The organism is Perlabentimonas gracilis (assembly GCF_011174675.1).
GTDB classification, from domain to species: domain Bacteria; phylum Bacteroidota; class Bacteroidia; order Bacteroidales; family Tenuifilaceae; genus Perlabentimonas; species Perlabentimonas gracilis.
This window is the reverse complement of record NZ_JAANIG010000012.1, coordinates 24,721-40,080: the sequence shown is the minus strand read 5'-3', so window position 1 is coordinate 40,080 and position 15,360 is coordinate 24,721. Positions and strand designations below refer to the sequence as shown.

Sequence of the window (15,360 nt, the reverse complement as noted above, 5' to 3'; positions counted from 1 at the left end):
ATGATACTTGTGCAAACTATTTATACTTATCGCCCCATTGGTGCTTTAGCCTTAAGGCTATTTCTTTCTCTTTAGCATTATCCTGAGGGGTGTAAATTGTTCTACCTGAGATCTCATCGGGCAGAAATTCCTGGTCAATAAAGTTTCCATCGTAGCTATGGGCGTACTTGTAATTGTTGCCGTAACCTAACTCTTTCATGAGCTTGGTAGGCGCATTCCTTATGTGAAGAGGCACTGAAAGGTCGCCAGTTTCTTTCACTATGGTTTGGGCATCGTTTATTGCCATGTAGGCCGAGTTGCTCTTAGGGCTTGTGGCCAGGTATATAGCCGTTTCGGAAAGGATAATTCTCGACTCGGGCCACCCCACCATCGATACGGCTTGGAAACAGCTGGTGGCCAGGAGCAGAGCATTTGGGTTTGCCAAACCAATGTCTTCCGACGCCAGTATCAACAACCGCCGGGCAATGAATTTTGGATCCTCACCGCCCTCAATCATTCTGGCAAGCCAGTATACAGCAGCATTGGGATCACTCCCTCTAATTGACTTAATGAAGGCTGATATTATATCGTAGTGCTGCTCTCCGCTTTTATCGTACCGTGCAATATTCTCCTGCAGCTTTTCGGTGACAATTGTATTGTTTATCTGCTTCTCATCGGTTTCCTGTGAGCCAATTACTATCTCTAGGATATTAAGCAGCTTACGAGCATCGCCACCTGAATACCGAAAAAGCGCTTCGGTTTCTTCAACCTTTACTTCAAGCTGCTTGTACTCAAAGTCCAACGTAAGTGCCCGGTTGAGCAGTAGCTCCAAGTCGGTTTTTTCCAACGATTTAAGGACGTAAACTTGGCATCGTGAGAGTAGAGGGGCAATAACCTCAAAGGAGGGATTCTCGGTTGTGGCACCAATTAGTGTAACAACACCCTCCTCAACAGCTCCAAGTAGCGAGTCCTGTTGCGATTTGCTAAACCTGTGGATTTCATCTATAAACAGGATAGGCGAGGGGTGATTAAAAAATCGCTGAGAGCGGGCTTTTTCTATCACTTCTCTCACATCTTTTACACCAGAGTTTACCGCGCTCAGGGTATGGAAAGGCCTGTTAAGCTCGTTGGCTAGAATTTTGGCAAGCGTAGTTTTACCAACACCTGGAGGCCCCCATAGAATAAATGATGAGATATTGCCCGATTCTATCATCCGTCGGATAATATTTCCCTTACCAACCAAATGCGACTGTCCTATATATTCGTCTAACGTTTTGGGTCTTAAGCGTTCTGCTAATGGTATGTTACTCATGATGTTTTGTTTGTGCAAATTTATGAATGTTTGCGGCTTAATTTCGTCATATTGTAAAACTAATTTGCAGTAAAGCCTTATTTAATCCATAAATTAAAGTATATTACTAAACTAAAGTTGCATAGTTTTTGTTTTTAACTATTGTTAACAATTGCAAGTCTAACCAAACCTGAACAGATATGAAAACAAGACCATTTAAAAAGCTTGTGGTTACCCTAGCCTTAACCCTCGGTTTACTGCAAGTATCTATTGCTCAAGATCAGATTGCACAAATCCTGAAGGGAGGATTGGATGATGCCGAGAAGCTGGGAACCGCTTACCTCGAACCTTTTGGCAATATGTTTGGAACTGCACTCAACGGAGGGTGGTACCAGGCAGCTCGTCCCCACAAAGTGCTAGGTTTTAATCTTACTTTAACAACCAGTGCTGCTGTTGCACCAGTTAGTGCTAGAACTTTTGACGTTTCGGCACTTGGTCTGCAAACTCTGCAGCTAAAAAATCCACAGAATAACCTAGCACCTACCATTGCAGGTGAAGCTACTGCAGGCCCAACTGTAATGTTTGAGGTTGAGGGTGAAGATATTGAGTTTGATTTACCTCAAGGCGCAGGACTCCCTCTCATGCCAATACCCTTTGTACAGGCAGGTGTAGGGCTACCATTTAGTACAGAGGTGACGGTTAGGTTCCTACCTCCAGTAGATTTGGGTAAGTACGGTAGGGTTAACCTTTGGGGGATAGGTGCTAAAAATCAATTTAAAGATTTTATACCTGGCCTCAAGCATGTACCCATTGATCTTTCGTTAATGGTGGGCTATACAAACTTCAATTACGAGTACGATATTAGTTACGTTCCTCAGGAAATGCCCACTGGCTATACTCAGGCCGATTTTGCTGATCAGAAGATGTTCCTTAGGGCATCGGGTTTTACGGGTCGTATCCTTGTTGGTAAAACCATCCCATTTATCTCTGTTTATGCTGGCTTAGGCTATAGCCATGCGGTTACAAGCTTAGGTCTAGAGGGGAACTATGCTATAGGCGTAGCTCCATTTAGTGCATCGGATGTATACACAGATCCACTATTGCTCGATTTCCCAAAAAACTCATTTAGTGCCAATGTAGGCGCTCGCATACGGTTAGGGGTTATTTCAATACATGCCGATTACACCATTGGTGAATATGCTTTGTACTCTGGTGGTATTGGTATAAGCTTTAGGTAGTAATTAGTTTTTTCTAAACAAAGAAAAGGGGCTTTGCCCCTTTTCTTTATGTCATAAAGTATTATTTAGCAGTTTATTACTTTATTTTATCTTCAGCGATAAAATCAGTAATGTTGTGGGCAATTTTCAAGATTTTCACCACCTTACGGTTTTCGTCATAAATAGGAGAGTAGGTTTCAATAAAGGTGTAAATCTTATCGCCAAGCTGTAGCTGGCTCGTTTCCTTCTTTATTATTCCGTTATTTAAATCTGTCCAAAATTGGTTGTATTTCTTCAGCTGGTCTTCATCCAGCAGCAGATTATCGGAATGATGTGTACCAACAAGCTGATCCGATGTTTGGTTTGTTAGCCTTAAGTACTCATCGTTTACGCTAATAACCACGCCTTTTGTGTCGTACTCTATTACAAAGCTCGATACATTTAGCGCATTGATTAGGCTATCGGTCTCAGCGCTCTTTCTGGCCGATTCTTCCTGGGTTGCTTGCAATTCCTCCATATTCTGTCGCATCTCTTCCTCCTGCGAGGCCAACTCCTCCGATTTTATTCGGGACTCTTCAAGCAGCTTGATCGTTTTAAGGTTGATTTTAACGGTTGTTATGGTAGCCGCAATGCTTTCGCCAACCTTTTCAACAAAGCTTATAATGTGCCTATCGAAAACCTCCAAGCTGGCAAGCTCAATTACTCCATAAACCATTTCGTTAATTTTCAGAGGCACAATTAGTAGGCAGGTTGGATTATCGTAGCCGAGTCCCGAGGCAATTTTTATGTAATCGCTGGGTAGCTCGGTCATGAATATGGTTTCTTTTTCTTGTGCACACCGTCCAATCAATCCCTCTCCAATTTCAATGCGTTGCTCATCAAACTTTCTTCGTTCGTAGGCGTATGATGCAACTAGATTGAAATGTGGGTCTTTAGCGTTGTCTTCGTTGTAAAGGAATAGCCCCCCCAGATTAGCCCCTACATATTTCACGAGGCTGCTAATGATCTGGAACGAGAACTCCTCCATATTATCGTTGTTTTGTCTGAGGATCTCAGCAAAATGAGCCATCCCCTTTGTTGCCCAGTTAATTTTTTCGTCCTCAACCTTTCGTATATCTTCCTGCTCTTTGGCCTGGATAAGGCTTTTTCTCATACCCAGCAGCGAGTCGCCAAGTACGTCGCCATCGCTAAGCTTCGTATAGGTTTCGTTTAGGTTTCCCTTGCCAATTTCACGAGCAAAGTGAGCGGTTTTCGACAATCCATCAATCAATGTATTTATCGAAATGCTTATATCTTCAATCTCATCACCAGTTTTTAAACTAATCTTCTTCTGTTCGTCAATCTTTCCCATTGCTAACTCACCTAGCACATCTTTGGCATTTACAAGTGGCCGTGTAATGTTGTATGCTAATAACCAAACAATTAAGCCTAGAACAATGATTCCAATAAAGCTTAGCCATAGCGAATTTTGTGTTATGCTAGAAGCCTCCTTTAGCAAGGTGCTAACAGGAACTACAATTCCAAACGACCAGGGAGTGCTTGACTGCCCAATGGGAATAGCTGCAAAGGTTGCGTAGTACTCCTCGCCACTCAGAGAGTCAACCATGCTAAACGAAAAGTTATTTCCTTTCAAAACATTGCTTAGCACGTTGTTATGTGTATTGATCTCACTAAAATGTTTAGCAAATGACTCGCCCAGTAGATCCTCGTTGGGGTGGCCTACAATGGTGCCATTATTGGAAAGCATAATGGAATAACTCCCCTCAAAGGGGTGAATTGAGGTAGTAATATTCTGGTAGCTATTCAATACGATATCCATACCAAAAAGGCCTCGGAATTCTCCGTCTTCCATAAGTGGAACAGCTGTGCTTGCTTCAAGGAGTTGTTCGCTATCGTCGGTGTAGCTAAACCAGTAGGGGTCAATCATAGTTTCTTGCTTCGATAGCTTGATGTTGTGGTAACCACTACCTATATCGTCGCCTTCGAGGTTTAGAATTGCCTCCTGGTACTTCAGTACACCATTCTCTCGATAGTACGTAAATCGATGGCGTCCATATGGCTTAGCGTAATTGCTGTCTAAGGCATTCAACTCCCAACTACCCCAAACCGATAAAATATCAGGGTTTTTATAGGCAATTCCATAAATCATCTCTTTGAAGTAGGCTATGAGATCATCTTTTGGAAATTCCCTAAAATTATGCATTGAGTGAGCCATAGCCCTAGAGATGTCCATATCGTGGTTAAGGTGGGTGCGAACCAGATTTGCACTTTCCTTAGCACTTAAATCTGCCTTTTCAAACGATTCTCTTAGAGAAATGTCCTGAAGTTTAAAAATAAGATAACCAACGGATAGTGCAAATGTAATTGAAGTGACAAGTAAAACGGAAAGCATTAGCTTGCTGCGAATCTTCATTCGAATTTTCATAACCACGGTTTTTATTAGATGGTTCCCTAAATACGTGCTTTAGCATTGTGAAAATACAGCAATATTTCCATTATCGCAAAATATAATTGATGAAGAATTACTGTGCATTAAACTGTTGCTGCAGAATAGTGTCTCAAAGGGTATAGATGCTGAACATATGGTTTCAAACACTAAACTCTTTATAATATGATTTATAGTAGGTTAAGATTATTGTTATTAGCTTCCTTCCTGGTAGTTTTCGCTCCTTTACAATCAATTTCTCAAGTTGACCAGTATGCCGATTTTCAGCTAATCAGAGATCAGGCATTTTCAAAATCGGAGCTTCGTGAAATGGCCATTGAACTTACCGATGGGATAGGCCCTCGCCTAAGTGGAACTCAAGGTTTTCTGAACTCGGTGGTATGGGCAAAAAATCGTTTGCAATTTATGGGCGTTGAGAATGCAAGGGTTGAGACCTGGGGCGAGTTTGGAAATGGTTGGAAGATGGAGAAATTTTACATAGCACAAACCAAACCGTACTACCAACCTCTTGTTGCAGTTCCACAGGCTTGGACTGGCAGTACAAACGGGCTTGTTAAAGCCGAGGTGGTTATGGTTAATGCCAGTTCTGCCCAAGAATTGGAGCAGTACAAGGGAAAATTACACGGCAAGGTGGTTATTACGCCCTACGAAAAAGATCTTGAGGTTTCGTTCGAGCCATTGGCCTCAAGATTTACTGATGAAGATTTGGCAAAACAGAATGAGATATCGCAAATTAGACCCGATATGGATCCATTTATTCGCGATAGGCAAAGGGCCTCCCGGCAACGAGGGCTTAGTGCTAACGATTTGGTTGAGTTTTGCCAATCGGAAGGTGCCATTGCACTAATCAGTAATTCTGGCTCGTACGGGGTTGTTCGCAGTGGGGGTGCCCGTAACGGAAGGAATCTAACCGAATTGGGGCTTCCCGTAATTGATATGACCCACGAGCATTATGGCAGAATGGTAAGGCTTATTGACCGGGAAACACCTGTTGAGTTGGAACTCGATATCCAAAACAGGCTGGTAACCGACGACAAAATGGGCTATAATGTGATTGGTGAGATTAAAGGAACAAACAGGAAGTTAAAGGATGAGGTTGTTATGATTGGCGCCCATATCGATTCATGGCATGCCGGAACTGGAGCAAATGACAACGGGTCTGGTGTAATTGTAATGATGGAGGTGATGCGAATACTCAAGCAATCAGGGGTTAAACTCGACAGAACCGTTCGTATTGCCCTTTGGGGTGCGGAGGAGCAGGGGTTGCATGGCTCGCGCAACTGGGTAAAGGCCAATATTTATGACTCCGAAACAGAAACCAAAGGGCCTGAGTACGATAAGCTATCTGCATACTATAATTTTGACTATGGAACGGGCTGGGTACGAGGAATTTTCCTACAGGATAACCTTGCCTTAAAACCAATTTTTGAGGAGTTTCTCAAGCCTGTTCACGATTTGGGAGCAAAAGCCATATCAACACGTAACCCCGGTAGTTCCGATCATATGGCATTTAATAGATTGGGCATACCTGGCTTTGCTCTTATTCAAGACAGAATAGATTACGGTAGGGGTTACCATACCAATATGGACACCTTCGATAGAATTCAATTAGCCGACTTAAAGCAGGCAGCTGTGGTTGTGGCCACGCTGGTTTACCAAACGGCTAACCATCCCGAAAAGTTACCGCGTAAGAAGCTGTAGACTATTCACCCCACAATGAATAAGGGGATGATTGTGATGTCATCCCCTTTGTTTTTATGCTTTACGCTTCCTGTATGGTAGGTTACCTTTTTTCCCTGATTCAAATCTTTTTGCAGGGGGCTTTTTGTACCAAAAAAAGTTTTCTCGTTGCTTAAGTTTACCTTCCTTACTTCGTTCAACAAACACAGGTTTACCTGAGTAGGGATCAACTCCAGTATAAAAGATTGTTGACGCTAATGTCATTGGGGTTGGGGTGAAGTCTTGCACCTGCTCTGGATGAATACGCATCTTCTCCATTCTTTTGGCCAAGCTATTCATATGCTCTAGCGTACACCCAGGATGACTCGAAATGAAGTAAGGGATAAGTTGCTGATTTAGTGAATTCTTGCGATTTATGTTGTCGAATTTTACTTTAAGCTCCTCAAAGAGTTTAAAGGGTGGTTTACGCATGTACTTTAGTACGTTGTCCTCGGTGTGCTCGGGTGCAACCTTTAGCCTGCCCGACACGTGGTATTGCACCACATCATCAAAATACTGTCTATTCACCGCGTTGCTCCAGTCGGCAAAAAGGTCGTACCTAATACCACTACCAATAAATGCTTTTTTTACCTTAGGATTACTCCTTACCTTTTGGTACAGCTTAAGGAGTGGTTCATGGTTCGTATCCAGATTGTTACAAATCGACGGGTAAATGCACGAGGGCTTCTTACACCTTGCGCATATACTAAGGTTTTTGCCCTGCATTCGGTACATATTGGCCGATGGCCCACCTAGGTCACTGAGGTAACCTTTGAACTCTGGATCTTGCGTAATTCTATCAACCTCCTTTAGAATTGACTCCTCCGAACGACTTGATACGAACTTTCCCTGATGCGCCGATATGGTGCAAAAGCTACAACCACCAAAACAACCACGGTGAATATTTACCGAGAATTTTATCATCTCCCAGGCGGGTATCTTTTTTCCTTTGTACCTGTGGTGTGGTGCTCTTACATAGGGTAAGTTCCACCATGCATCCATCTCTTTTGAGGTGGCTATGGGGTAGGGCGAATTTACTACTATGCTACTGCCGTCAATCGGTTCAATCAACTTGCACGGAGCCATTTTATTCGACTCCTCCTCAATAATTTTAAAGTTTTCTGCAAGCTTGGAGGGATTCTTTAAGCAATCGTTGTAGCTGTGTAGTATAATGGTTTCACTATTAGCACTATAGGTTTCGTTAGAAATAAATGCAGTTTGTGGTAAATTGGTGATGCTGCTAATCTTTTCGCCATTTTCAACCCTACGGGCAAGCTCCACAATGGGTCTTTCGCCCATTCCATAAATCAGCATATCTGCTTTGCTTTCGAACAGGATGCTGGGCAGAAGCTTGTCGGCCCAGTAATCGTAGTACGTTAGGCGGCGCAACGAAGCCTCAACACCACCAATAACCAATGGGATATCAGGGAATAACTTCTTTATAATCTGTGAGTAAACTTTAACAGCGTAGTCGGGTCGAAATCCCGATTGCCCACCTGCAGTAAAGGCATCATCGCTTCTCAGTCGTTTATTCGCCGTGTAATGGTTCACCATCGAGTCCATATTGCCCGATGTTGCGGCAAAGAAAAGCCGAGGCTCGCCGAGCTTACGAAAATCACGTAAATCATCGCGCCAGTTGGGCTGTGGCACAATGGCCACTTTGTAGCCAGCATTTTCCAAAACCCGCCCAACCACAGCTGCCCCAAAGGAGGGGTGATCGATGTAGGCATCGCCTGTAAACAGAATTACATCTGCCTGAGACCACCCCAAGGCATCCATCTCTTTTTTTGACGTGGGTAGGAAACTACCTGTACTTTGTTTATTCATCATATTTGTTTTGAATGATGGATTGCCAAATTATTATTCTACTAATCTTTTCGGGTAAGTATGGAACTATCTCCATAGCTAAGGAATCTGAAGCCGTTCTCCAGGGCATACTGATATACCCTTTTCCAATCGTCGCCAATAAAGGCAGCTACAAGAAGCAGCAGGGTGCTACGCGGTTGATGAAAGTTGGTCACCAGTCGTTTTGCCACCTTAAACTGGTACCCAGGTACAATTAGCATCTGGGTACTTGCACTTAGATATCCCTGTTTTTGCTCGAGAATACGTTCTTTAAGAGCCTTTAGCGCTTCGTTTAGGGTATACCTTTGACTTAGGGTGTATGGATCCCATTGGTCAACCTTGTAGACATTATCCTCGAGTTTATTCTCTAATACCTTTACACCAAGCCAGTACATGCTCTCAATTGTGCGTAAAGATGTTGTACCAACCGCAATTACATCGCCCTTCCTTTGCAAAATGCTATCTACTATATCAATAGTAATGTAGATACGCTCGGTATGCATTTCATGCTCCTCAATGGTTGGGCTTTTCACAGGCTTAAAAGTACCTGCACCAACGTGGAGCGTGGTTTCAGCAAGTTGCACCCCTTTTTGCTTAAGCATTGACAGTACGCTATCAGTAAAATGGAGTCCTGCGGTAGGAGCGGCCACTGAGCCTTCGGGTTTGGCGTAAACCGTTTGGTATCGCATCTTATCGTCGGCCTCGGGGCTGCGGTTTAAGTATGGTGGAATAGGAACCTCTCCGGCGTGCTCAACTACCTGAGCAAAGGTTACTTCTTGTTCATCCCAGCAGAACTCAACCAAAGCGCCATCATCTGTTCTTTCAACCATTCGGGCGCTTAGGCTAATACCCAGATCATGAATTACTAACCTAAGCACTTCACCCTTCCAGCGCTTGATATTACCCACAATACAGTTCCATCGGCATGTGTGAGTTTGCATAAACGACAGCTGGTAGTCGTTTGGGTTTACAGGATTCAACAAAAATATTTCGATACTTGCGCCCGTTTCCTTTGTAAACCTAAGCCTTGCCTGAACAACCTTGGTGTTATTAAAAACCATCAGGTCATCAGCTGAAATTTCATCTAAAATTGAAGTAAAGGTTGAATTGTATATCTCTTTACCTTTATATACTAATAGTTTAGATGAATCGCGTTGACTAAGAGGGAACTTAGCAATCCTATTTTCATCTAGCCCATATTCGTATTCCGATATTGCTATATGCTTATATGAAGCGTCCAAACTAATTCTACTTTAAAATGATTAACTTTGCGGGCAAAAGTAATACAATTTAATTGATTTAAGATGAAGTGTAAAGTTGGCGATAAGGTGAGATTCCTTAACGATGTGGGAGGTGGAAAGGTTACTCGTATTGTGAAGAACACAGTGTACGTGCTCGATGCGAATGGCTTTGAAGTTCCTGCGTTAATAAATGATATTATAGTTGTTAACCAGTCTACGGAATCGAGATATTCCGGAGATTCTAGCAGCAGTGATACAGGTCTGACGACAAATCATAGTCAAGGCGGAACAATTAAGGAGTCTGAAATCCAACCAAATTTGGACTATGAGGATTTGGCCTCGATTGATTTTTTAGATGATGATAAGGATGCTGTGGGCGATATGCTGGGATTACACCTCGCATTTGTACCTGCTGATCAGGCAAAAGTAGTTGATTCGCCTCAGGAACTTTACATTATCAACGATAGCCCATACAGAGCCTTCTACAGCATTTCGCGTTGGGAGGGAAGTGTAGTAAAACCGCTAAGGGCCGGATTCCTTTATCCCGACTCAAAGGAGTTGGTGAAGGAGTTTGACAGGGAGAGTCTAAATGCTGATATCACCCTAAACATTCAGTGTATATTCTTTAAAAACATTGATTTTTCTCCACAACAACCAGAGTACTACGATTTACGCATTAATCCAACCAAGTTTTTCCGGGCAGGTAGCTTTGCCGACAATGATTTTTTTGAGGAGAGAGCAATCATATACTCGATAGCCGATTCGCAAAAGGAAGAATTACTAAAAACATTGACTGATAGTAATATAGACAATGTTATTAAACAAAAAGATTTAAAACATCAAGAATCTACGAGTAAAAGAGTAGAGCATGATGTGGAGGAGATTGACCTTCATATCCAGGAGCTGGTTGACAATCCGAATGATTTTACAGCCGGGCAAATTATTGAAATGCAGCTAGCAAGGTTTAAGGTTGCACTTGAGGGTGGCCTCAAATCGAAGGCAACAAAAATGGTTTTTATACATGGTGTGGGTAATGGTAAACTTAAGCTTGAATTGCGTAAGGAGTTAGATAAAAACTATCCAAAGCTCCGCTATCAGGATGCTTCATTCAAGGAGTATGGATACGGTGCTACCATTGTTTTCTTTAAGGCTATTAAGTAGTAAGCCTAAACATATTTTCGATTAATCGTCCTTTAAATAGTCAGCAGATCGTTCTACCGCGTCACCTTGGTGATGAGGAAAGTCCGGGCACCGCAGAGCGCCATTCTTCCTAACGGGAAGATACCCGTGAGGGTATAGTAGCGTAACAGAAAATAACCGTCTCGTTAGTTGCTAACGCGATAAGGGTGAAAAGGTGGGGTAAGAGCCTACCGGTTCCTTTGGCGACAAAGGAAGCCGTACGCCTAATGGGGTGCAAGACCATGTACATCGTAATTGCTAGGGCAACCTAGCTACAGGGCTGCTCGCTCTGATCTCTTTGGAGAGTTGCGAGGGGTAGGTCGCATGAGCAGTGTGGCGACACACTGCCTAGATAAATGGTAGATTGGCTAGCTTTGCTAGTTATACAGAACCCGGCTTACAGATCTGCTGACTTTTACAACTACAATTTCCTTTCAGATACCGTATTAATTATGTTAACTAGCCTAAAGGTGCCTTTGGGCTAGTTTTGATTTACACCATCCGCATTAAGTTACATCCGTAAACTTGTATTCAGACACCATTACACAGAGTACACACTAGTAAACGCCATTATGTGAAATTACCCACAGGCTAAAGGTACAAATGTGAACACAACACGACTGAAACCAGCGATTAGAGACATACTATTGTATGACACATCAAATACTATAATTTAATACGTTTTAATAACTGTATATCAGTGCTATACGATATTTAAATACACATATTATTTAACTATACTCGAGCATTTACGTACTATTTTTAACCTTTAAGCGTTTTGGTTATGTTTATAATTCATATATCCAGTAATATAGGGGGATTACCTAACTGGTAAATTTAAATGTGTTTTTTATTTGTGTGGCAATATGGATAATTCATCGCCCTAGACCTTGTAATTACAGGGCTTCTAATTACAGTACAGTAATCGAAAGGGTTTTTGTTGAAGCATCCTTAAATATGCTGAACTAACCTGTAAGTAGTTGTAAACAAGGGTTAAAACATAGGTTAATCTTAAAAAAACATCCGATTTTAGATAAACGATGCAATACCGGGATGTTTAACCTTAACTAGTAGGCGTTAAATAGGGCTAAATTGGACGGAAAGTAATGCAAGGGTATAATATTCGTTTGATTTATGATATCTCAACTAATATGGCAGCTTATAACCCGAATAATTAATTGTCTGCAAGTTGAAAATATGGACAGCAACCTGCTTATTAACGACACCTGAAGTGAAAGGACTCAACCCATAGGTTCAATATGCCTAACAAAGTCCTTCACGTCTTTAAGTAGCATTACCCAATAAGAACTCACTACCAATTAGCCACTAACTAATTACCGATAAAACAAAACACAACAACACAACAGGCGCTACATCCGTAAACACGAGAAGTTGCCACCTGTAAACTTACAGTGTTTGCGTATGTTAACATTAATATTTACATTTGTAAAAACCTTTGGCGTATGAAGGATCGATTGCAAAAATTGCTGACAAAAGAGGGTATTGCACCCACTCGTTTTGCTGAAATCGTTGGGGTTCAGCGCAGTTCTATATCTCATATTCTATCAGGGAGAAACAAACCCTCATTTGATATGGTGCAAAGTATATTGGCCAAATTCCCTAAGCTCAATCCTGACTGGCTAATAATGGGAACCGGTGATATGTACCGGAAAGTGGTACAAACCTCACTTTTCGACTCATCAGAACCACCCAAACTTAATGCACCTAAAGACATTCCAGCCGAACAAGTTGCCATCTCGCAAAGCACTCCTGAAGATAAACCCTCTGAGAATGCGATATCCGAGAGGAATGTTGAACGGGTGATCGTATTTTACTGCGACAAGACGTTTACAGAGTACCACCCAAAGTAGCATTATTGGTTAAATGTTTTGTTAGTAGTTCGCAATGCATTAGTTTTGCGAAAAAATTTTATGTACAAGTATATTGTTCGTCCTATCCTCTTTCTTATTTCTCCTGAAGCAGTTCACTCCTTGGTAGTGAACCTTATTAAGGTATTTTTTGCTTTACCTGGAGTCAAATTCATAGTTAAAAAGATATTCACAAAGTCGAATCCGAATCTCACTCGAAAAGTATTTGGGATAGATTTTAAAAACCCCATAGGTTTAGCCGCAGGGTTCGATAAGAATGCCGAACTGTTTGATCATTTTGATGCATTTGGCTTCTCATTTATTGAGATTGGTACCGTAACACCAAAACCCCAGCCGGGTAACCCCAAACCACGCTCTTTCCGCCTTAAAAAGGACAAAGCCCTAATAAATCGTATGGGCTTTAATAACAAGGGGGTTATTGAGGCGCGAAATAGGCTGGCCCGAAGAGCTAACCGTAACGTAGTTGTTGGGGGGAATATTGGTAAAAATACGCTAACGCCCAATCAGGAGGCTGTAGGCGATTACCTTAAGTGCTTTACCGAGTTATATCCCTTTGTTGATTATTTTGTGGTTAACGTTAGTTGTCCTAATATTAAGGATCTTAAGGCTTTGCAGGACACCGATAATTTAAGGGCCATTTTAATAGCAATAACAGATCACCGAAAACAACAGCCACAGCACAAGCCAGTACTTTTAAAAGTATCGCCCGACCTAAGTAAAGAACAGCTGGACAGTAATATCGACATAGCTGTAGAGCTGCAGCTGGATGGTTTTGTTGCAACTAATACTACAACCAGCAGGGAAGGGCTTAAAACAAGCGAAACAACTGTTAGCCAGATTGGTAATGGAGGTTTAAGTGGTGCTCCAATACGAGACAGATCCACCGAGGTTATAAGGTATATCCATGGTAAGACACAAGGAAAAATGCCCATTATTGGGGTGGGAGGGATTATGTCGGAGAAAGATGCTCTCGATAAGTTAGAGGCTGGAGCCAGCTTGGTTCAGCTATACACAGGCTTTATTTATGAAGGTCCCGCGTTAGTAAAGCGTATCTGCAATAAACTGTTGAGATAATACGGATTAAGTAATAGAATATGAAGTTAATAGAAGGTGAAGTGTATCCGTTTCAGGTACTCAAAAAAACTTTAATTCCCGAGGAGGGAGAGTTTTTCCTTCTAAGACATCAATCGGGTAGACGACTTCTTATACCCGAGAAGCCATATACATTCTACGGTATTGAACCTGGAACTACCGTCAATTGTAAGGTTGACAAGGTTAGCTGTACCGGAAAGGTTTACCTAGAGCCCTTGCATCCTGTTTATACAGAGGGAAAAGAATACGAATTCGATTGCATTGGAGAACAGGCTGTAGAGGGGGGGCAGGTGGGAAGCATTTTGCTTGTTAAGGATGTATTTCGGAATACAATATCTGTCCTATGTGCCTGCAACGATCCTTACAAGAAGGCGAAAATTCGACTAGTAGTTGCACGTGTACGGAAGGGGATTCCTGAACTATATTGCAAAGGCGATCAAATACCTGATGCATTAAGCGATCTTATGGGACAGGAAATGGTGTTTAATATAATTAAGGTGGATAAAATGCCTGAAAGTGATGAACTATACATATTGAAGAGCCAAAGTGGCTACAAAGCATCCCTAAAAGTTAAGCATTTTAGTAGTTACGGCTTCGAAGTTGGCGACACCATCAAATGTGAGGTTTATGGCTACACTGGGCTTGGTGAACTTAGAGTTGAGCCTGAGAATCCCTTTTACAAGACTGGTGAGACTTACGAATTCGAAATAGCAAAAACCAACACCTATTCAGATAAAGGATATGATGTAGGAAGTGATGTTCTCACTCTAATTGATATCTCGGGCAAACGCTGTGGTATAAAGCTTACCGAACGTATTGCGAGTGAGGCAAAAAGCAAAACCCGACTAAAGTGCCGGGTTGTAGGGTTTAGAAAAGGGAAACCTAAGCTCGAATTTATCGATTAGTCATCATCGGAGTAATCGTCATCCTGCTCATCCTCAACATCATCAGGGAATGAATCATTATCCGTTCCAATGCTATCGGAATCGCTAAAGAATCCTTTCTCATCGTCATCGTCCTTTGGCTTGGTATCAATCTTTACATTTACCTTAATCAAATAGCTTGCATCTTCAGTATCGAGCGTGATGGCATAAAAAAACTCGTTGTTTGGTTTTGTCACCTTAATAACGTGATCCTGATATCCGTATGGATACTTCTTCTTAACTAATGCCAAAATCTCTGGAGAAAGGTTTTTGTAGCTGATTACCAGTTTCTTCTTGTTCATAGATAGATATGATATTTATATTACAATAATACATTAATTATTAAAACAGAGTATACACGCAATGGATTTTTTCAAACAGATTGCTTGCCAAAAATAAGTATTTTCAATAATTATAAAAGCTATTGTGAGAAATCATTTTCAATGATTTTAATTATTTATTGCAATTCCTTTATTGTTACATAATCCATATTATGTTAAATAGATGATTTCGCTATTACCCTATTCTATTACTTGGGT

At 41.7% G+C, this 15,360-nt stretch carries 11 protein-coding genes and 1 other RNA gene; 7 read left to right on the top strand and 5 right to left on the bottom strand.

All coding sequences use genetic code 11. From position 1 onward, the window contains the following. Positions 1–16: 16 nt before the first annotated feature. The gene (locus G8O23_RS07310) at positions 17–1,291 is read right to left on the bottom strand and encodes a replication-associated recombination protein A (RefSeq protein WP_166363288.1); all 1,275 of its coding nucleotides are present in this window, start codon (positions 1,289–1,291) and stop codon (positions 17–19) included. 179 nt (positions 1,292–1,470) lie between these two features. Here G8O23_RS07310 and G8O23_RS07305 point away from each other — a divergent pair, with 179 nt between their 5' ends. Then, positions 1,471–2,508, top strand: a complete 1,038-nt coding sequence (locus tag G8O23_RS07305) for a DUF6588 family protein (protein ID WP_166363286.1) — start codon at positions 1,471–1,473, stop codon at positions 2,506–2,508. 76 nt (positions 2,509–2,584) lie between these two features. Here the strand turns inward: G8O23_RS07305 and G8O23_RS07300 are convergent, their stop codons facing one another. Continuing rightward, positions 2,585–4,912, bottom strand: a complete 2,328-nt coding sequence (locus G8O23_RS07300) for a GAF domain-containing protein (RefSeq protein ID WP_166363284.1) — start codon at positions 4,910–4,912, stop codon at positions 2,585–2,587. A 186-nt stretch (positions 4,913–5,098) separates the two neighbouring features. On the opposite strand from G8O23_RS07300, the gene G8O23_RS07295 reads away from it, so the two are divergent. After that, a complete protein-coding gene (locus G8O23_RS07295; RefSeq protein WP_166363282.1) occupies positions 5,099–6,634 on the top strand; it encodes a M20/M25/M40 family metallo-hydrolase in 1,536 nt (511 codons plus the stop codon). Between the two features lie 54 nt (positions 6,635–6,688). Here G8O23_RS07295 and G8O23_RS07290 read toward each other — a convergent pair whose 3' ends face one another. Together G8O23_RS07290 and G8O23_RS07285 are read right to left on the bottom strand one after the other, a co-directional pair. Continuing rightward, complete coding sequence (locus G8O23_RS07290; protein WP_166363280.1) at positions 6,689–8,479, bottom strand: YgiQ family radical SAM protein; 1,791 nt, start codon at positions 8,477–8,479, stop codon at positions 6,689–6,691. A 41-nt stretch (positions 8,480–8,520) separates the two neighbouring features. Beyond that, entirely contained in the window at positions 8,521–9,738 is a 1,218-nt protein-coding gene (locus G8O23_RS07285) for an S-adenosylmethionine:tRNA ribosyltransferase-isomerase (RefSeq protein ID WP_166363278.1), read from the bottom strand. A gap of 63 nt (positions 9,739–9,801) precedes the next feature. On the opposite strand from G8O23_RS07285, the gene G8O23_RS07280 reads away from it, so the two are divergent. From G8O23_RS07280 to G8O23_RS07260, 5 genes are all read left to right on the top strand, one after another. Continuing rightward, positions 9,802–10,899 carry a Smr/MutS family protein gene (locus G8O23_RS07280; protein ID WP_166363277.1) on the top strand — a complete coding sequence of 366 codons (1,098 nt, stop codon included), beginning with the start codon at positions 9,802–9,804 and terminating at the stop codon, positions 10,897–10,899. A 40-nt stretch (positions 10,900–10,939) separates the two neighbouring features. Further along, positions 10,940–11,333: RNase P RNA component class A (gene rnpB / locus G8O23_RS07275), an RNA gene on the top strand. A gap of 1,047 nt (positions 11,334–12,380) precedes the next feature. After that, positions 12,381–12,788 (top strand): helix-turn-helix domain-containing protein, encoded by a 408-nt coding sequence (locus tag G8O23_RS07270; RefSeq protein ID WP_166363275.1) that lies wholly within the window; start codon positions 12,381–12,383, stop codon positions 12,786–12,788. A gap of 60 nt (positions 12,789–12,848) precedes the next feature. After that, on the top strand, positions 12,849–13,880 hold the full coding sequence (locus G8O23_RS07265) for a quinone-dependent dihydroorotate dehydrogenase (protein WP_166363273.1): 1,032 nt from the start codon (positions 12,849–12,851) through the stop codon (positions 13,878–13,880). 20 nt (positions 13,881–13,900) lie between these two features. Then, the gene (locus G8O23_RS07260) at positions 13,901–14,803 is read left to right on the top strand and encodes a hypothetical protein (RefSeq protein WP_166363271.1); all 903 of its coding nucleotides are present in this window, start codon (positions 13,901–13,903) and stop codon (positions 14,801–14,803) included. Here G8O23_RS07260 and G8O23_RS07255 read toward each other — a convergent pair. After that, complete coding sequence (locus G8O23_RS07255) at positions 14,800–15,123, bottom strand: hypothetical protein (protein ID WP_166363269.1); 324 nt, start codon at positions 15,121–15,123, stop codon at positions 14,800–14,802. The genes G8O23_RS07260 and G8O23_RS07255 overlap by 4 nt on opposite strands. Positions 15,124–15,360 lie beyond the last annotated feature (237 nt).

Coding starts and splice junctions, on each gene's coding strand:
- G8O23_RS07310 (WP_166363288.1), bottom strand. CDS start 1,291: ATGAGTAACATACCATTAGCAGAACGCTTAAGACCCAAAACGTTAGAC.
- G8O23_RS07305 (WP_166363286.1), top strand. CDS start 1,471: ATGAAAACAAGACCATTTAAAAAGCTTGTGGTTACCCTAGCCTTAACC.
- G8O23_RS07300 (WP_166363284.1), bottom strand. CDS start 4,912: ATGAAAATTCGAATGAAGATTCGCAGCAAGCTAATGCTTTCCGTTTTA.
- G8O23_RS07295 (WP_166363282.1), top strand. CDS start 5,099: ATGATTTATAGTAGGTTAAGATTATTGTTATTAGCTTCCTTCCTGGTA.
- G8O23_RS07290 (WP_166363280.1), bottom strand. CDS start 8,479: ATGAATAAACAAAGTACAGGTAGTTTCCTACCCACGTCAAAAAAAGAG.
- G8O23_RS07280 (WP_166363277.1), top strand. CDS start 9,802: ATGAAGTGTAAAGTTGGCGATAAGGTGAGATTCCTTAACGATGTGGGA.
- G8O23_RS07270 (WP_166363275.1), top strand. CDS start 12,381: ATGAAGGATCGATTGCAAAAATTGCTGACAAAAGAGGGTATTGCACCC.
- G8O23_RS07265 (WP_166363273.1), top strand. CDS start 12,849: ATGTACAAGTATATTGTTCGTCCTATCCTCTTTCTTATTTCTCCTGAA.
- G8O23_RS07260 (WP_166363271.1), top strand. CDS start 13,901: ATGAAGTTAATAGAAGGTGAAGTGTATCCGTTTCAGGTACTCAAAAAA.
- G8O23_RS07255 (WP_166363269.1), bottom strand. CDS start 15,123: ATGAACAAGAAGAAACTGGTAATCAGCTACAAAAACCTTTCTCCAGAG.